This is a genomic window from Anaerophaga thermohalophila str. Valhall (assembly GCF_000250735.1).
GTDB classification, from domain to species: Bacteria; Bacteroidota; Bacteroidia; order Bacteroidales; family Marinilabiliaceae; genus Anaerophaga; species Anaerophaga thermohalophila_A.
The window spans coordinates 1-18,879 of sequence record NZ_AHZV01000283.1 but is presented as its reverse complement, the minus strand read 5'-3'; the positions used below and the strand labels follow the sequence as shown (position 1 = coordinate 18,879).

The window sequence follows — 18,879 nt, the reverse complement described above, 5'->3', positions numbered from 1 at the left end:
ACGAAAGCCAAAATTTCCGGCCATTGCGCAAGGCCTTGAAAGTCGCCCATTTTGGCTTCCCGCTATCCGCCGGCCCGGAAAACGGACAGGCCACCGCGCCTTTTAACCAGGAAAAGTCCTTAAGCCTAAAAATATTCTTTTGAACAGTGATATTTTGACAATTAATCATCACAGGTGCAGACTTTTTGAAAGATTTACTTGAAAAACCTTGCACTTTGAATGATATTATTGGCTATAATTAATTTATTATTAATCTTTTAATTGTTTTTCAGCAGGCCCTAATTAAAAGACGGATTTCTGGGAAAATTAGTCCACGTCTTATATATATCGCCCATTTCGTGCATGGCGATTTCCCATATATTATCCACATCCCGGGTCATAATCAGTTCATCTCTCAGAGTAGAAACCACCCAGCTGTTTTCAGCAATTTCACCTTCGAGCTGACCTGGCGCCCAACCGGAATAACCGGCAAAAAACTTAACCGACTGGCTGGATGCTTCACCACTGTTTATCATTTTCTTAAGATGATCAAAATCACCTCCCCAGTATACGGTCGAGGTAACTTTTACTGACCCCGGAACCCGGTCGCCCAGCGTGTGCAAAAAGCTCAGGGTATTGGAAGAAACCGGGCCCCCTACAAACAGTTCGCCTTCGAAGCTCAAGATGTCTTCCACCACCTCATCGGGATACAACTCAGTCGATTTATTCAGCACAAAACCCACGGTGCCTTTGTCATTATGCTCTGTAAGCAGAACTATGGAACGCCCGAAATAGGGCCCCTGCAAAAAAGGTTCGGCAATCAGCACCCTCCCTGCAGCCGGTTTAAGATTGGTACGGGTAGGTTGGAAAATATTGAAATCCAGATTTTTCATGGTTGCTCATTTTGGCCTGTTATCCCTGAATCTTATAAATCAACAGATTAAACTATTGAACTGTTTATTACGACAAATTATGAAATTTCTCTTCAGATAACTCATTCTTCCTATCTAAATTAAGAAAAAAACATTCCAAGACCAAAAGTTTGCCCTTTAAAAACATTCATTAATCAAATATAATGCTACACTCAAAACTAAAGGGTGGAAATTGCCTGTTGAATTACATAGCTTTGTACGAATCATAAGAAGTTATACTGATGAACTGCAACTTAAAAACCATAATGCCAAAAGTCGCCTTTGCATTGATTATATTGATATTAATTGCCGGTTGCCAAAGTCCCCGTAAAATGGTTTACCTGAAAGATGCATCAAAGCAGGATTCCACAATGGTGTTTCAGCAACCCATGAAGGAATATAGAATAGCTGAAAATGATGTTCTTTATGTCAGAATACTTACCGGAAATCCCGAAATTTCGGCGTTGTATAACAATGTACCGACAACGGGTTTCAGCACCTCCATGAGCTCAGAGGCCGACCAGTATATCAACGGATTTACGGTCGACAAGACCGGCAATATCAATCTTCCTGTCCTGGGGCAGCTTTCTGTTGAAGGACTCACCCTCCACGAAGCAGAGAAACAAATACAGCACTTGGCAGATGAGTATCTTGTGGACGCAACGGTAATATTGAGATTGCTCAATTACAAAGTTACTGTATTGGGAGAAGTAAGGCAACCAGGCGTTTACAGTCATTACAACGACCAGATGACCATTCTTCAGGCCATCGGCAAAGCCGGAGATATCACCGACCTTGGCGACAAACGCAACATTATGGTCGTCAGGTCGGTACCCGAAGGCAAAATCACTTACCAGGTTGACCTTACTGAAAAGAAACTGCTTACATCACCGGCTTTCTTTGTTAAACCCAATGATGTTATTTACGTGAAACCATCAGGAAGCAAAGCTTTCCAGATCAATCTTCCTACGATGAGCATGATTCTTTCATCTGTCACTACTATGATCGTATTATTGCAATATTTTGACAATCAATAAACCGAAAAACTCAAACCGCTCTGAAAATGAGGCAAAACAACTACATAAAATCTTCTCAGCAGGAAACAGACTCATTTACCAAGCCCCATTCGCAAGACTTTTTAAAGGTATTGAACCGGTTGGTGGACAAATGGTACATGTTTGCCGGCGGATTGATCATTGCTTTGTCTGTGGCCGGCATTATTAATAAATTTTCTCATCCCATGTACCGCGGAAATACGACACTTCTCATCAGGTCTGAGCAAAACAAGCCAATTGGTGCAGAAGCGCTGATTCGCGATATTTCTTTTGACGCCCACGATAATATTCGTAATCAAATCGGCATTCTCAAATCCTATTCGTTGGCAAAACGAACGCTGGAAACACTCGATTTGGAAATCAGTTACAACAAAATTCCTCGCTTTTTAAGAAAGATACGTATGAATGCGCTTTCAAGAGCCGTTTATCACAACTCGCCCATTGTTGTTCAACCCCAACCGGATACTCCGCAGCTGCCAGGGGTTCCGTTTTATATTCGAATAATTTCTCCCCAAAAGTACCTTCTGGAATTTAGTACCATAGTCAACAACAAAAAAATAGCCCAAACAGATACTTTCAGGTTTGAGCAACCTATTAAAAGTTCATATTTCTCTTTTTCCGTTCACCTGCGAAATAAATATTCTCCCAAATTGACCGATAAATCTTCTGATATCTACACGCATGACTACAGCTTCATGTTTCACGACATTAAAAAACTGGCAGCAGAATACAGCAATAACCTGAAAGTGGACTTTTATTTTGACGATGCTTCCATTCTTGAGCTAAGTCTGGAAGACAAACATCCCGGAATAGTAGCAGATTTTCTGAACAGCCATGCAAAGACCTTTATCGAAAGCGGTCTGGAAGAAAAAAACAGAACAGCCAATGCCACCATCGAATTTATTGACAGGCAAATTAGTGGCATTTCGGATTCTTTACAGGAAGCCGAATCGGACTTTCAGGAATTTCGTTCTCAAAACAGGCTGATCAATATTAGTTCTGAAGGAAACTATGCTATGGAGAAGCTGGAAAGTCTAATAGCCCAAAAAAGCAATTATCAACGAATGATAAAATATTACGACTATTTGTATGATTACATCCAAAACAAAGATGAATTTCAGGACGTGATTGTGCCAAGCACTATGGGAATCACCGATCAATCATTAAATAATCTGGTAAAACAACTAAGTGATGCTTATACTGCCAGAAGTCGTTTACGCATGACCACCACGGAAAACAGTCCTCAGATAAAACAAATCAATAACGAAATCGAGACCATTCACAGCGCACTGGTCGAAAATGTAAGAAACATTATCAACACAACGCGTATAGAACTTGAAGAAATCAACCAGCAAATTGAAGAAGTGAACCGTGAAATACAACGCCTGCCCGGAACCGAAAGAAAATACATCAACATCCAGAGAGATTTTCAACTCAATGACAATATTTACACATTCCTGTTACAAAAGCGGTCGGAGGCAGGAATTGCGCTTGCCTCAAATATTTCCGACCATAAAATAATAGACCCGGCAATGGTTCAAAACACCAGACAAACCACCCCTCGCCCCATGGCTAATATTGTTATTGCCGCCATCCTGGGATTATTATTACCCGGACTGGGCCTTATCGTTAGTGACAGTCTGAACACAAGAATTACTTCAAGATACCTCGTCGAAGAAAACACGACACTTCCCGTATTGGGACATATCGAACACAACACGTATAATGAGACATTACCGGTCATTCTTCATTCTTCATCGCCCCTGGCGGAATCCTTCAGAGCTTTAAGAACCAATATCGATTTTATGATCGGGAAAGAAAACATCTCACCTGTTATTGCCGTTACATCGTCTGTTTCAGGCGAGGGAAAATCTTTCTGTTCAGCCAACCTGGGTGCCATTCTGGCCATTACCGGGAAAAAAATACTGGTAGTCGGCATGGATTTGAGAAAACCTCAAACACACAGAGAATTCAAAGTTGACAATAAAGCAGGACTAAGTAATTATCTTCTCGGTACGGCATCGTTCCATGATATTGTAATTCCTGCCGGAGTGCAGAACCTGAGTGTTGTTACTTCCGGTCCCATTCCTCCGAATCCGGCAGAATTATTGCAATCCGGTAAGATGACCGATTTCCTGAATACGGCAAAAGAACATTTTGATGTAATAATTCTCGATACACCTCCCCTGGCTTTGGTTTCTGACACCCTGCTTATTACCGGGATGACCTCCCTGAATATTTTTGTTATCAGACAGGGACATACCCGAAAACAAGCCATTGATTTTCTTAATCACCTTTACGAAAAAGGCCGGATCAACAAAACAGGGATTCTGGTTAATGACGTTAAAACACCTGACGGATACAGTTCCATATCGCGCTATGGATACGGTTATGGATACAGCCGTTTCAGGAAAAGTGGTTACTACAGTTAGTTCTTATTAACCGAATTGACTACCGCTACCCCCAATAACTGGTCGTATCTCTGACCTGCAGGCCGATAGTAAACCAGTATCAGGTAATCGTTTTCCGTACGCCCGAAACTCCCTTCAACCGGCATAACAGAGGTCTCTGAAGTTGATTTATTCTTTACAACATACTGATAGTTGTAATAACCTTGCTTCAGAAGTAAAGTAGCATGATACAAATCGTCGTCAAAGTTGAATGTCATCCGTGATGTTTTATCCAGCTTCCAATTTGTCAATGCTCCGCTGAGGAAAACCTCTTCGCCATTGACAGGAGGTTTCCATTCAAGCGCAAAATGAACAAAGGCATAATCGGCTGACACAGCGGGTTCCTGCTCCTCCTGAACATCAATATAATAGCGTCCGTTCAAATCGTCGTGATAATAGTAAGGTTTTTCGTTGAGAGGGTGATCGGTAAACACTCTGATATGATAAAAGGGGTCCGAAAAAATAATATCTTCAACATGATCCGATTGAAAGCGAAAACTCCTTAAATCAACCCACCGGAATTCATTTCCCCCTTCCATTATTACTTCCCGGTTATAGTTGAAATCCATAAAATCATTACCAATAAACAAGGGGCGAAGACCTGTAATGGCATTATCGGTTCGCCCGTTCTGCATAATGGTTACTTCAATCTCATTAGCCGGATCCATAATATTAACGCCGGGGTGTAACACTTCAAAATCGATCTCCTGATAATTGGAGCGCCCTGACGATAACATGGTATACCTGATGTCGGATACAATCCTCACTTTTTGTTCCGTAACCATAAAGCGTCTGACGATTACCGGCTGCTCCCGGTTGTAATCTTCGAAAACTTTGAGCAGATAATTCCCCGACAACAACAGATTGATATCTTCATTGGGAAACTCCAGTTCATAGTGTACATAGTCGAAAGTGGTATTGAACGAACGCCGGTAGTCCTCAACCGGAACCGGATCATCGCCCCTGAAATACTCTGTACGCATCAGTATGGAGGGTGTCCAGTCGGCATCACACAACTCAACGGTGTAATAGTAGTTCTTAATCTCAGTTCCCAGCTCATCAAACGAGAGAAACAGTTTTTGTCCCGAATTAAGCTCAATAAAAGGATAAGACATCGTCCATCCTTTGCGATGGAATAAAACCGTTTTTATGTTCTCTTCAGTTTTTTCGGAATCGTTAAAAGCGCCAAAATCTCCTGCAAACACCGGGTTATAAATACCTAAAAAAAGAAAAAAATAAAGATTAAAGAAATTTTTACGCAAATAATCAGAACCAAAGGCTCTCACAATTTGTTTGCCCAATGTGAAAAAGATATAAATGCTCATTTTGAAGTGGTTTCAATGCCCTTAAAAATGCTCTAAAGTAATAAATTTAACTATTTTTGCAGGCAAATTCAAAAACCGTTTTTCAAACATGTCTGAGGTAATCAAAATAAAAAAAGGGTTGGATATCCCGCTCAAAGGCAAAGCCGACAAAGTCTTTGGTCAGGCCCAATTGCCCGATTTGTTTGCCATAAAACCTACCGATTTTAACGGTGTGGTACCCAAAATGGTCATCAAAGAAGGTGAAAAAGTAAAGGCAGGCTCGGTACTGTTTTTCGACAAGTATCAGCCCGATGTAAAATTTGTTTCTCCCGTCAGTGGTCATCTCGAAGCTGTGATACGGGGAGAACGGCGGAAAATTCTCGAGGTTGTTGTTAAATCGGATGGTAAAAACGAGACCGTCGATTTCGGCAAAGAAGATATTTCTTCTCTTGAGCGCGATACAGTGGTAAAAAAGATGCAGGAAGCCGGGACATGGCCCTACTTGCGCCAGCGTCCTTACGACGTTATAGCAAAGCCGGAGCATACGCCAAAAGCCATCTATATTTCCGGATTTGATACGGCTCCATTGGCGCCTGACTATGATTTCATCATGACAGGCAAAGAAAAAGAATTCCAGGCCGGAATTGATGTTCTGAAAAAGCTTTGTGAAAATATCCATATTGGTATTAACGATGAAGCTGCTTCGAAGCTATATCTCAACACAAAAGGAGTGGAAATACACCGGTTCAGAGGGCCTCATCCGGCCGGAAATGCCGGGATTCAAATCCATCATGTTATGCCCGTTAACAAGGGTGAAACAGTATGGACCATACAACCACAGGAGGTAGCTGCCGTGGGCAAGCTGTTCACAACCGGCAAACACGATTTTTCCCGCACTATTGTGGTAGCCGGTTCCGAAATCAAGAAGCCAGCTTATTATCATACCGTTATGGGAGCATGCATTGCACCATACATCAGCAATAACATCAACAGCGATGAGCATGTCCGGCTGATAAGTGGAAATGTACTTACCGGAACTCAGGTAAGCGAAGAGGGATATCTTGGTTTCTATCATTCGCAGCTTACTGCCATCCCTGAAGGCGACGACTATGAATTTATGGGTTGGGCAAAACCGGGACTTGGAAAATACAGTATTTCACGCACCTATTTCAGCTGGCTGCAGCCACGAAAAGAGTACAGGCTTAACGCCAATATGCATGGAGGTAAACGGCCCATCGTTGTATCGGGCGTCTACGAAAAAGTACTTCCAATGGACATCCTTCCCGAACAGCTCTTTAAATCGATTCTTGTTGAAGACATCGACAAAATGGAACAACTCGGCATTTATGAGTTGGCCGAAGAAGACGTTGCACTTTGCGAATTTGTTTGTCCTTCAAAAATGAATTTGCAGAAAATCCTGCGCAACGGCATTGAACTGATGATAAAAGAGCTGGGCTAATATTCCCGGTGTAAAGAAATCATGGCTTTATTGCCCAAAACACAAGTTCGATAACATAAAAAAACAAATACTTTCGAATGAAGGCATTACGAAGATTTATTGATAAGATCAAACCCCACTTTGAAAAAGGCGGAAAGTTTGAAAAGCTGCACTCCACATTCGATGCATTCGAGACCCTTTTGTTTGTCCCGAATACCACCAACAAAGAAGGGGTGCATGTACGCGATGCCATGGATATGAAACGAACCATGGCCACTGTTGTTCTTGCGCTGGTACCGGCATTGCTTTTTGGCATTTGGAATGCCGGTTATCAACATTTTTTGGCTACGGGTCAGGAGGCGGATTTCTGGCCAATGGTCGGGCACGGATTTTTAAAAGTTTTTCCGATCATCGTTGTCTCTTACGTAACCGGTCTGGCTATTGAGTTCATTTTTGCCCAAATACGGGGACACGAAGTTAACGAAGGTTTCCTTGTATCGGGTATGCTCATTCCGCTGGTACTTCCGGTTGATATCCCTTTATGGATGGTAGCGGTAGCCACTGCATTTGCAGTTATTATCGGCAAAGAAGTTTTTGGAGGAACAGGAATGAATATCTGGAATCCGGCACTTCTGGCACGGGCATTTTTATTTTTTGCCTACCCTGCCTACATGTCGGGCGATACCATTTGGATCAGCGGTCTTACAAGCGGTGAAGGTATTGTCGACGGATTTTCCGGCGCCACCGCCCTTGGTACAGCTGTCACCACAGGCAATATTGACAAGTTTTCCTTTATGGATAGTTTCCTCGGAATCATTCCCGGATCTATAGGAGAAACCTCTGCGCTTGCCATACTGATAGGAGCATTTATTCTGATATACACGGGTGTTGGAAGCTGGCGCATCATGCTCTCTGTTTTTGCAGGAGGATTTCTGATGGCGCTTGGATTCAATGCCATAGGGTCTACTCCACTGATGCAAATTCCCGCCTGGCATCACCTGGTACTCGGAGGTTTTGCATTTGGCGCTGTTTTCATGGCTACCGACCCGGTATCGGCCACCCGAACCACGAAAGGCAAATACATCTATGGATTTCTTATAGGGGTATTCAGTATTATGATCAGGGTTTTCAACCCCGCCTACCCCGAAGGCGTCATGCTGGCGATTTTGCTGATGAATACTTTTGCGCCACTGATTGACCACTTTGTGGTAGAAAGCAACATTAAGCAACGTCTGAAAAGAGCAAGTGTAACCGCATAACAATTGATACAATGGACAGACAAGGAAATAAATATACCTTTCTTTATGCTTCGGTGATGGTGATTGTAGTTGCCACCGTGCTTGCATTTATTTCGGAAGCACTCACGCCTATCCAGAAGAAGAATGAAGAAGAGGCAAAAATGATAGACATACTCAGATCAGTAAATATAGAAAGTACAACTGCCGATGTTGCCGAAAAATACAACAAATACATCGGCGACAAGGTATTCATCGTCAACTACGAGGGTGAACGCCAGGAGACCGACGCACAAACAGCTTTCAATATCGACCTGAGCAAAGAAGTAAGAAAACCTTTGAGTGACAGGCAATACCCCGTTTACGAATGTCATCTTGACGAGGGAGAGATCAAATATATCCTGCCCGTTCGTGGAAAGGGTTTATGGGGGCCTATATGGGGATACATAGCACTCAACGAAGATAAAAATACAATTTACGGAACTACTTTCGACCATAAAGGCGAAACCCCCGGATTGGGAGCTGAAATTGCCAACCAGGCTTTTCAGCAACAATTCGTAGGAAAAAGCATTTTTAATGAAGGAGGAGAACTTGTTTCCATCGACGTAGTTAAAGGCGGAGCCCCGGACGATGCACCACACGGCGTGGATGCCATCTCCGGAGGAACCATCACCAGTCAGGGTGTGGAAAACATGTTGATGGATTATTTTAGTGGTTACGAAGCATTTTTAAAAAAATAAAAAGAGGGAACTATGAGCAGTGAGAAAGAACCTTTGTTCTCATCGAAGAACCTGAAACTGTTAACAACTCCGCTGGGAGCCCAAAACCCCATCACCGTACAGGTGCTGGGTATATGTTCGGCCCTGGCGGTAACTGCAAAGCTCGAGCCATCCATCGTGATGTCACTCTCGGTGGTCTTTGTACTTGTTTTTTCAAACCTGATAATATCGTTACTGAGAAATACCATTCCGTCGCGTATCCGGATAATTGTTCAGTTGACAGTGGTTGCCTCTTTGGTAATTCTGGTGGACCAGATACTGAAAGCTTTCGCTTATGAAGTTAGCAAACAGTTGTCGGTATTTGTTGGTCTTATCATCACCAACTGTATCATCATGGGACGCCTCGAGGCATTTGCCCTGGGTAACAAACCATGGCCTTCGGTGCTTGACGGTTTCGGAAACGCAGCAGGATACGGAATAATCCTGGTCATTGTCGGTTTCGTCAGAGAATTGTTCGGGACGGGAAACTTAACATTACCCGGAATTGGTGAAATCCAGGTCATTCCTGATGTAATGTACGAGTGGGGTTACGTAGACAATGGTCTGATGATCCTGCCCCCGATGGCCCTGATCACCGTTGGCATCATTATATGGGTACAGAGGTCAAGAAACAAAGACCTGATTGACGTTAGCTGATTGGTAATCCGGAAATCGGGAAAAGGATAAAATGAAGATTAAAAACCAATAATCACAGAAAAAATGGAAAATCTGCTAAATATATTTGTTAAGTCCATTTTTATCGAGAACATGATTTTTGCCTACTTTCTGGGCATGTGTTCTTACCTGGCGGTTTCAAAAACCGTAAAGACATCCTTCGGACTGGGAATTGCAGTTGTTTTTGTTCTGGGCATTACAGTACCGGCCAACTATCTGCTCGAGAATTATGTCCTGAAAGAAGGCGCTTTGAGCTGGTTGGGCGAAGGATTCGAAACCATCAATCTGAGTTTTCTGAGCTTTATCATGTTCATTGCCGTTATTGCCTCCATGGTGCAGCTCGTTGAGATGATCGTAGAAAAATTTGCCCCGGCACTCTATACCTCTTTGGGAATTTTCCTCCCGCTAATTGCAGTAAACTGTGCTATCCTGGGAGGTTCGCTCTTTATGCAGGAGCGCGACTATGCCAATATCGGTGAAGCAGCAGTTTTCGGTGTCGGCTCAGGTATTGGCTGGCTTTTGGCCATAGTCGGCATTGCTGCCATAAGGGAAAAAATCAGGTACTCTGATGTTCCCGCTCCCCTGCGCGGCCTTGGAATAACCTTTATCATTACAGGCCTCATGGGTATTGCATTTATGAGTTTCATGGGTATTCAACTTTAAAAAGAGCACTCGAAAATGAATATATTAGTTATTTCACTCCCGGTGATCATAACCAGTGCCATTGTCTTTCTGACCGTGATTATTCTGCTGGTTTCGATCCTCCTGTATGCAAAAAAGAAACTGACGCCCCAGGGAAAAGTCACTATTGACATTAATGATGGCGAGAAACAACTTGAAGTGGACAGCGGGCAAACACTGCTTACGGCTCTTGGCAACAACAAAATTTTCCTTCCATCGGCTTGCGGAGGAGGTGGAACATGTGCTATGTGCCGCTGCCAGGTGCACGAGGGCGCCGGCTCAATTCTGCCCACCGAAACCGGCTATTTCACCCGGAAAGAACAAATGCAGGACTGGCGTCTGGCCTGCCAGGTAAAGGTAAAGGACAACATTAAAATGGAGATTCCCCAGGAAATCCTGGGTATCAAAAAGTGGGAATGCACAGTTGTCTCCAATAAAAACGTTGCTACATTCATTAAAGAATTTGTGGTGAAACTTCCTGAGGGAGAAACTCTGGATTTCAAATCAGGCGGATATATCCAGATTGACGTTCCCAAAATTGATGTTGACTTTAAGGATATTGAAGTAGAAGAAGAATTCCGCGGCGATTGGGAAAAATTCAACATGTTTGACCTGAAGATGCACAATCCGGAACCAACATTCCGTGCCTACTCTATGGCTAACCATCCGGCCGAAAACAACATCATCATGTTGAACATCCGTATAGCCACTCCTCCTTTCGACAGGGTCAACGGTGGTTTCAAAAAAGTTAATCCCGGTGTTTGTTCATCCTATATCTTCTCACGGAAACCGGGCGACAAGGTAACCATCTCAGGCCCTTACGGAGAATTTTTCCTGAAAGATACCAATCGCGAAATGATGTTCATCGGTGGTGGTGCAGGGATGGCTCCAATGCGCTCACATATTTTCCACCTGTTTCATACACTGAAAACCGATCGAAAAGTAAGTTTCTGGTACGGAGCACGTTCCAAACGCGAAATTTTCTACGAAGAAGATTTCCGTGATATCCAAAACAGATTTGATAATTTCGATTTCACCATTGCTCTCTCCGAACCGTTACCCGAGGATAACTGGGACGGACCGACCGGTTTTATTCATTCGGTAATTTTTGAGGAATACCTGAGTAAACACGAAGAACCCGAAGAAATCGAATATTATCTGTGCGGACCCCCGATGATGAATGCTGCCGTGCAGAAAATGCTGTACGACCTTGGTGTTCCGGACGAAATGATAGCATTCGACGACTTTGGGTCATAATAAGTGACAGTTGCTGACCTAAAAGCCGTAAACGGCACTTTAGAATAAAAAAATAATACCCCGGGAAATAATATCCCGGTTTGCAACGATGTTCAAAAAAGGACTGTCGCCGAAGCAACAGTCCTTTTTTGAATCTTTGTCTCTTTAATAAAATCTGCTCCCTCCCCCCCAGGGGAGATCCTGAGAATGTAAAAAGAACATGAAAAAAGCTCTTTTGTCACACCTTCCTGTTATTCTTATTGTTGTTTTGCTGTTGTCATCTTCCTGCAACCGGAATAACTGGATAAAAAATGAAGGTGAAGTATTCGGCACCTGGTATCACCTGGTATATGAAAGTCCGGAAGGAAAAAATCTGAACGATGAAGTTATTCTTGCCCTCGATTCCATCAATCGAGCCTTGTCAACCTATGATTCAACCTCGGTAATATCCCGTTTTAACCGGTCGAAGAAAGGAATAGAACTCAACAACGCTCATTTTCGTACCGTTTTTTCAGCCGCCTGCAGAATTACAGACGAAACCAATGGCGCTTTTGACATGACAGTAGCGCCGCTTGTTAATGCCTGGGGGTTCGGCTTCTCCAAACGGCAAAATATGACACCGGGCCTTATCGATTCCCTGCGAATGCTGGTGGGAATGGATAACATAACGATCGAGAGTGATTCGATTTTGAAAACCACGCCCGGAATTATGCTCGATGCTTCAGCCATAGCAAAAGGCTACGGCGTAGATATTGCTGCAAAAGTTTTGGAACGATTTGGTTGTAAAAATTACCTGGTGGAAATTGGCGGTGAGATAACAACAAAAGGAATGAATCCAAAAAACATTCCATGGCGCATTGGAATAGACAAACCCATTGATGATCCTTCAGCGTCAAACAGGGAAATTCAAATTGTGGTACAACTTTCCGGGAAATCTCTGGCCACCAGCGGAAATTACAGACAATTCTATATCGACAAAAAGACCGGAAGAAAATATGCTCATACCATTGATCCTCTGTCGGGAGAACCCGTGCAACATTCTCTCTTAAGTGCTACTATTATCGCGGATGATTGTATGACTGCCGATGCCTATGCCACTGCCTGCATGGTGATGGGCCTTGAAAAAAGCCGCGAATTAATGCGACAACATCCTGAGGTTGACGGCTATTTTATTCACGCCACCAATGATGGAATGGAAGTTTCATGGACTGAAGGATTTGAAAAATATTTTGCAGCAGAATAACCCGCTTTATTCGTTAATATCCGAAGTAACCTGACCCGAACTGCAACTTTCGGTACCTGCATGACAAGCACATGAACCTCCACTACAAGTGGTCAATGTGGCATCTTTTTTAAAAAAAATTTTCAATGCCAAACCTGCAAAAGCAAGCGCAACCAGCAAAATTGTAATTCCTACCATTATCAGTACTGTATTCATAACCCTACTCCTTTGCTTTTTCTGTTTCTACAAAGATAATGTATTTGATTTTCGGATGCAAATATCTGGATTGAGATTCCTCTTTATTTTCTAAGCTAAATTAATTTGGAGCTGCTATGAGTTTTGTATATGTCTTATTCCACGCCGAGAACACAAAATTAAAGAAACGCTAAAATCGCAAAGAAAAGACTGGATGCACACAACAATCCCTGATTTTACTCCCCGAAAAACAGGAACAGACTGTCATGCCGCTGTGTTACTCTGTAATAGTCTGTGTAATTTATTGTTTCACAGAGTAACACGAAGTTCACACAGAGTCACAGAGTAAAAAATCAGTCTTTTAAACACCCTCAACAAAAAGCACATTAGGCGCTTAGCACAGAGAACTATCCAAACTGTTGTTAAAGGGCCACCTATATCCCCCAAAAGGGACTTCTAATCCGGGGCGCTCTGGTTGCTGGTTGCTGGTTGCTGGTTGCTTGCTGGTTCGCTCGGCTCTGCCGTTTGCCTTGCAAGAATTCGTTAATTGATCATTGGTAATTGATAATTGATAATTGGTAATTGATAATTGGTAATTGATAATTGGTAATAGTTCCACTATAAAGTATCTTTAAGAAGATGCCTGCGATCTTTCCTTGCAATTTTATCTTGCGTAGAGGCGCAGAAGATTCCCCGACGGGCCATATTTTTGTTTCCCCCGATGTGGGTATTCGGGAAATGACCATTCTTTTTAAGAAGAATCCGGATAGCCATAAGGGCTGTAATCACAGCCATTAATACAACACTAATGACAAGAAGTTTAAGTATCATTCTCAACAGTTTTAAATCAGACAAAAATACAAAAAACAGCTCGTTTTAAACATTCACCTGTAACTTTGTGTTTGAATAGTGCAGCAGGATATGCATTAGCCGGATTTTTTGTACCGGAGTGTCCGGCCGGAAAAATGTTTCACCGGTCGTGTATGAATAAACCACCCAAAAATATACCTTTGCTTTGTTGGAATGCTTATGGAGAGCTTAACCGACACAACTAAACGGCAATGATCACAAGTAACACAAAAGAAAATATCAGGAACTTTCAGGACGATACTGAAGAAAAAAAAGCAATTCAATTCGAAGATTTCCGCAGGGAAGTGCTAAACGATTACAAACTGGCACATCTAAGCCGTCAGATGAGTCTTCTTGCCAGACGGGAAGTATTAAGCGGAAAAGCCAAATTCGGAATCTTTGGTGATGGCAAAGAGATCGCACAAATTGCCATGGCCAGGCAATTCAAAGAGGGAGACTGGCGATCGGGTTATTATCGTGATCAGACCTTTATGCTGGCCACGGGAATGACCACACCAAAACAGTTCTTCGCCATGCTTTACGGAGAAACCCGTACCGAACTAAACCCCGACAATGGCGGACGCTCTATGAATAACCATTTTGGCTCCAGGCTGATTGATCCTGACGGAAACTGGATTAACCAGGCCGAAAACAAAAATACCTCTTCCGACATCAGTCCAACTGGCGGACAAATGCCGCGACTTGTCGGACTGGCACTCGCCTCAAAGCTTTATCGCGAACAACCCGAATTAAATCATCTCAAATCGTTCAGTAAAAACGGAAATGAAGTGGCTTTCGGCACTATCGGAGATGCCAGCACTTCAGAAGGATTGTTCTTCGAAACCATGAACGCCGCTGCGGTACTCCAAATTCCCATGGCTGTTTCTGTATGGGACGACGGATACGGAATTTCCGTTCCGGTTGATCTTCAAACTGTGAAGGCCAGCATTTCTAAAGCACTCAAAGGTTTTGAAAAGCAAAAAGGCGACGCCGGCGGAATCCTCATCTTTGAGGGGTTTGGCTGGGATTATGCGGGATTATGCCAGATGTACGAAGAAGGCATTCGAAAATGCAGAGAAGAACACGTGCCGGTCTTGTTTCATGTAAAGGAACTGACACAACCTACAGGGCATTCTACTTCAGGTTCTCATGAGCGCTATAAACCAAAGGAACGACTTGAATGGGAAAAAGAAAAAGACGGCCTACTCCAAATGCACAAATGGATTTTGGAAACAAAACTGGCCGACGAGGCCACCCTGAATCGCCTGGAAACGGAAGCTCAGGAAGAGGCCCAGGCTGCTCAGAAAGAAGCATTTCGTGAAATTATGACCCCCATCAGAGAAGAAAAAACACAACTGATTGAAATGATCAGAACAAAAAAAATGCGTTTGCCATTCATGGGGAGAAGAACAGATCAATGCCATAATTGACAACCTGAATAACGTTATCACCCTCAACAGAAAGGAAATTCTAAGCTCGGCCCGGAAGATTCTCCGTCACGTATGTGTCTCCTGCAACAACCCGGGAGGACTAAAAGTAAAGCTTCGCGAATGGGTTGCCGCATACTATGAAAGCGGACGTGAAAAATACAATCGCTATCTGTATGATGAATCCGATGCCTCACCCCTGAAAACAGAACCTGTAATGCCCGAATATTCGGAAGATGCACCACTGGTTCCCGGACGCGAAATAATTCGTGACAATTTCGACGCTCTTTTTGCAAAAGACCCGCGAATACTAACACTTGGTGAAGATACGGGAAAACTGGGGGATGTTAACAGAACACTTGAAGGACTACAGGAAAAATACGGGGAGTGGAGAGTAAGAGATACAGGCATTCACGAAGCAACAATTGTAGGTGAAGGTATTGGACTTGCACTCAGGGGGCTTCGTCCGATTACCGAAATTCAGTATTTCGATTATTTACTTTATACATTGCATGTTATCAGCGACGATGTGGCGACAACCCATTACCGGACCAAAGGCGGGCAGAAAGTCCCTCTGATCATCAGAACCCGCGGACACCGGCTCGAAGGCATCTGGCATTCAGGATCACCTCTGAGTATGGTCATCAACAGCGTCAGAGGCGTTCATGTTTGTGTACCACGCGACATGACCCGGGCGGCCGGGATGTACAATACCTTGCTGGCAGGCGAAGACCCGGCACTCATCATTGAACCGCTTAACGGCTACAGAATCAGGGAAAAGCAACCTTCCAATTTTGGTGAATTCAGAATCCCGCTCGGCATTCCTGAAGTATTGACCGAAGGAACAGATGTTACACTTGTTACTTATGGCTCGTGTGTACGAATTGCACAGGAAGCCATAACCCAATTGAGAGAAACAGGCATTTCTGTCGAACTGATTGATGTACAAACATTGCTCCCTTTCGATACAAAAGGCATAATTCTAAACTCGTTAAAGAAAACCAACCGTATTGTTTTCTTCGACGAAGATGTCCCGGGAGGTGCCACAGCATACATGTTGCAAAAGGTCATTGAAGAACAGGGTGGCTTTTATTATCTCGATGATAAACCCGTAACCGTTACTGCCAAAGACCACAGACCGGCCTATGGTACAGATGGTGACTATTTCAGCAATCCCAATGCCGAAGATGTTTATGAGGCCGTTTATGACATGATGGGTGTGGCCTATCCCGAAAAATTTCCACCTATTTATTAGGGGTTCAGGGGTCGGAGTCAGGAATAAATTGAACGGCAACTTTGCAATTTTACATAGCCTGTTTTATCAGAATCTCTCACTTCATTTATGAGGAATATTAACCCCTTCGATAAGGGGTAACGACCCCTTCGGTAAGGGGTAACGACCCCTTCGGTAAGGGGTACTGCCACTCTTCTATGCATCTGAAATACCTGACATTTTTCATAACATAAGCAGCGATAATTAATTAGATTTGTATTAGTGACATAAAAAATTGCTAACATCTAAAAACCAAGTGCTATGCCAAAAGGAGTCTTCAAGGTTCCCCCCATTGCAAACGAACCGGTTTTAACTTATGCCCCGGGAACCAGTGAACGCACAGAACTGAAAAAACAACTCGAAGCCTTTCGTGCCGTTGAACTTGAAATTCCAATGTTCATTGGCGGTGAAGAAATCAGAACAGGGAAGAAAGTATCCATCCATCCGCCCCATGAATTGAAACATTGTCTCGGACATTATCATCAGGGCGACGAGTCGCATGTACACCAGGCTATTGATGCCGCTCTCAGGGCTCGCCCCAAATGGGCGGAAATGAGTTGGGAGCATCGGGCATCCATATTTCTGAAAGCAGCCGATCTGATATCAGGGCCTTATCGACAAAAGATCAATGCAGCCACAATGCTGGGGCAATCGAAAAGCGTTTTTCAGGCCGAAATAGACAGTGCCTGTGAACTGGCCGACTTTCTGCGCTTCAACGTGAAATACATGACACAAATCTATGGCGATCAGCCAACATCATCGAAGAATATCTGGAACAGAGTTGAGTACAGACCGCTGGAAGGATTTGTTTTTGCGCTTACACCTTTTAATTTCACGTCTATAGCAGGGAACCTGCCATCGGCCCCGGCCATGATGGGCAATGTGGTAGTTTGGAAACCCTCAAAAACAGCCATCTATTCGGCAAATATCATAATGCAGATATTCCGTGAAGCTGGCGTACCGGATGGTGTCATCAACCTGGTTTTTGCAAGCGGCCCGGTTGTAGCAAGAGAAGTCTTTTCGCACCCCGAATTTGCAGGCTTCCACTTCACAGGCTCAACAGAAGTATTCCAATCTATCTGGAAAACCATTGGAGAGAACATTCATCGCTACAAAAGTTATCCCAGGATTGTTGGAGAAACCGGTGGAAAAGATTTCATTATTGCTCACAAATCATGTGATGCAAAAGCTGTTGCCACCGCCATCACCAGGGGTGCATTTGAGTACCAGGGACAAAAATGTTCGGCAGCATCCAGAGCTTACATGCCGGCCAGTCGCTGGGAAGAAATCAAATCCGAAGTGCTCCGTCAACTAAGTGAAGTAAAAATGGGACCACCCGAGGATTTCAGCAATTTCGTAAATGCAGTGATCGACGAAGCATCCTTTGACAAACTTGAAGCAGTCATTAAAGAAGCGGACAATCATCCCGAAGCAAAAATAATTGCCGGTGGCGGCTGCGATAAATCGGTCGGATATTATATAGAACCAACCATTATTCTAACAACCAATCCGCAATACCGAACCATGCAGGAAGAACTCTTTGGACCGGTATTGACCGTTTATGTATATGACGATCTGAAATTCGATGAAACTCTGGATATTCTTGACAAGACATCAATATACGGACTAACCGGAGCTGTATTTGCCAAAGACCGTTACATCATAGAAAAGGTTACGAAAAGGTTGGTTAATGCCGCCGGAAACTTCTATATCAATGATAAACCAACAGGTGCTGTGGTGGGTCAGCAACCCTTTGGCGGCGCAAGAGGCTCGGGTACAAATGACAAAGCCGGCTCATTATTTAATATGATTCGGTGGGTTTCACCGCGTACCATCAAGGAAAACTTTATACCGCCAACAGATTTCAAATACCCGTATATGGAAAAAGAATAACCAATCTTTTTTCGAAGTGAGGGTTTCACATAAAGTGAAGCCCTCATCTTTTTTCACCGCATACGGGTTTATTGTTTTATTTCCCAAAATAATTAACTTTGCATCAGGGAAGTTACCTCCCCATAGTAAAGATTAACAACGAATTAGTGTCTATAAACTCGAAAAAAGTTTTCACAATATGTGTGTCTGTTCAGAAAGTGTCATTTACAAGGCTTGCGAAGTCTGAAAATACGCAGTTTACTCATCGTAAATGAGTAATTTTCGGACGAGCGTAACACAGTAAATGGCACTTTATGGA

The 18,879-nt window shown here is 43.4% G+C and carries 16 protein-coding genes; 12 read left to right on the top strand and 4 right to left on the bottom strand.

Translation table 11 applies throughout. From position 1 onward, the window contains the following. Positions 1 to 278 precede the first annotated feature (278 nt). Positions 279 to 872 carry a YqgE/AlgH family protein gene (locus tag OQ5_RS0114900; RefSeq protein WP_016778249.1) on the bottom strand — a complete coding sequence of 198 codons (594 nt, stop codon included), beginning with the start codon at positions 870 to 872 and terminating at the stop codon, positions 279 to 281. 260 nt (positions 873 to 1,132) lie between these two features. Between OQ5_RS0114900 and OQ5_RS0114895 the strand changes: the two genes are divergently transcribed. Both OQ5_RS0114895 and OQ5_RS0114890 read left to right on the top strand, forming a co-directional pair. Continuing rightward, positions 1,133 to 1,927, top strand: a complete 795-nt coding sequence (locus OQ5_RS0114895) for a polysaccharide biosynthesis/export family protein (RefSeq protein ID WP_026055319.1) — start codon at positions 1,133 to 1,135, stop codon at positions 1,925 to 1,927. A 26-nt stretch (positions 1,928 to 1,953) separates the two neighbouring features. After that, positions 1,954 to 4,377, top strand: coding sequence for a GumC family protein (locus OQ5_RS0114890; protein ID WP_016778247.1), 2,424 nt, complete (start codon positions 1,954 to 1,956; stop codon positions 4,375 to 4,377). Here the strand turns inward: OQ5_RS0114890 and OQ5_RS0114885 are convergent. Further along, a complete protein-coding gene (locus tag OQ5_RS0114885; RefSeq protein WP_016778246.1) occupies positions 4,374 to 5,720 on the bottom strand; it encodes a type IX secretion system plug protein domain-containing protein in 1,347 nt (448 codons plus the stop codon). The two genes, OQ5_RS0114890 and OQ5_RS0114885, sit on opposite strands and share 4 nt — an antisense overlap. Before the next feature lie 88 nt (positions 5,721 to 5,808). Here OQ5_RS0114885 and OQ5_RS0114880 point away from each other — a divergent pair, with 88 nt between their 5' ends. The 7 genes from OQ5_RS0114880 to OQ5_RS0114850 all read left to right on the top strand — a co-directional run bounded on the left by OQ5_RS0114880 (position 5,809) and on the right by OQ5_RS0114850 (position 12,965). Next, positions 5,809 to 7,158 carry a Na(+)-translocating NADH-quinone reductase subunit A gene (locus OQ5_RS0114880; protein WP_016778245.1) on the top strand — a complete coding sequence of 450 codons (1,350 nt, stop codon included), beginning with the start codon at positions 5,809 to 5,811 and terminating at the stop codon, positions 7,156 to 7,158. Between the two features lie 77 nt (positions 7,159 to 7,235). Further along, entirely contained in the window at positions 7,236 to 8,396 is a 1,161-nt protein-coding gene (locus OQ5_RS0114875) for an NADH:ubiquinone reductase (Na(+)-transporting) subunit B (RefSeq protein WP_016778244.1), read from the top strand. Between the two features lie 11 nt (positions 8,397 to 8,407). Continuing rightward, entirely contained in the window at positions 8,408 to 9,112 is a 705-nt protein-coding gene (nqrC, locus tag OQ5_RS0114870) for an NADH:ubiquinone reductase (Na(+)-transporting) subunit C (protein WP_016778243.1), read from the top strand. Positions 9,113 to 9,124: 12 nt separating this feature from the next. Further along, positions 9,125 to 9,787, top strand: coding sequence for an NADH:ubiquinone reductase (Na(+)-transporting) subunit D (locus OQ5_RS0114865; RefSeq protein WP_016778242.1), 663 nt, complete (start codon positions 9,125 to 9,127; stop codon positions 9,785 to 9,787). Positions 9,788 to 9,850: 63 nt separating this feature from the next. Then, the gene (gene nqrE / locus OQ5_RS0114860; RefSeq protein ID WP_016778241.1) at positions 9,851 to 10,468 is read left to right on the top strand and encodes an NADH:ubiquinone reductase (Na(+)-transporting) subunit E; all 618 of its coding nucleotides are present in this window, start codon (positions 9,851 to 9,853) and stop codon (positions 10,466 to 10,468) included. Positions 10,469 to 10,483: 15 nt separating this feature from the next. After that, positions 10,484 to 11,743: an NADH:ubiquinone reductase (Na(+)-transporting) subunit F gene (gene nqrF, locus OQ5_RS0114855; RefSeq protein WP_016778240.1), complete on the top strand. Its 1,260-nt coding sequence runs from the start codon at positions 10,484 to 10,486 to the stop codon at positions 11,741 to 11,743. 199 nt (positions 11,744 to 11,942) lie between these two features. Then, positions 11,943 to 12,965 carry an FAD:protein FMN transferase gene (locus OQ5_RS0114850; RefSeq protein WP_016778239.1) on the top strand — a complete coding sequence of 341 codons (1,023 nt, stop codon included), beginning with the start codon at positions 11,943 to 11,945 and terminating at the stop codon, positions 12,963 to 12,965. A gap of 6 nt (positions 12,966 to 12,971) precedes the next feature. On the opposite strand, the gene OQ5_RS0114845 is transcribed toward OQ5_RS0114850, so the two are convergent. Together OQ5_RS0114845 and OQ5_RS0114840 are read right to left on the bottom strand one after the other, a co-directional pair. Beyond that, the gene (locus OQ5_RS0114845; RefSeq protein WP_016778238.1) at positions 12,972 to 13,160 is read right to left on the bottom strand and encodes a hypothetical protein; all 189 of its coding nucleotides are present in this window, start codon (positions 13,158 to 13,160) and stop codon (positions 12,972 to 12,974) included. A 597-nt stretch (positions 13,161 to 13,757) separates the two neighbouring features. Then, positions 13,758 to 13,970, bottom strand: coding sequence for a hypothetical protein (locus tag OQ5_RS0114840; RefSeq protein ID WP_016778237.1), 213 nt, complete (start codon positions 13,968 to 13,970; stop codon positions 13,758 to 13,760). Positions 13,971 to 14,200: 230 nt separating this feature from the next. Between OQ5_RS0114840 and OQ5_RS24865 the strand changes: the two genes are divergently transcribed. The 3 genes from OQ5_RS24865 to pruA all read left to right on the top strand — a co-directional run bounded on the left by OQ5_RS24865 (position 14,201) and on the right by pruA (position 18,581). Continuing rightward, positions 14,201 to 15,418, top strand: a complete 1,218-nt coding sequence (locus tag OQ5_RS24865) for a thiamine pyrophosphate-dependent dehydrogenase E1 component subunit alpha (RefSeq protein ID WP_016778236.1) — start codon at positions 14,201 to 14,203, stop codon at positions 15,416 to 15,418. Between the two features lie 214 nt (positions 15,419 to 15,632). Continuing rightward, entirely contained in the window at positions 15,633 to 16,670 is a 1,038-nt protein-coding gene (locus tag OQ5_RS24860; RefSeq protein WP_016778235.1) for an alpha-ketoacid dehydrogenase subunit beta, read from the top strand. Between the two features lie 279 nt (positions 16,671 to 16,949). Continuing rightward, positions 16,950 to 18,581 (top strand): L-glutamate gamma-semialdehyde dehydrogenase, encoded by a 1,632-nt coding sequence (gene pruA / locus OQ5_RS0114830; protein ID WP_016778234.1) that lies wholly within the window; start codon positions 16,950 to 16,952, stop codon positions 18,579 to 18,581. The last annotated feature ends 298 nt before the right edge of the window (positions 18,582 to 18,879 follow it).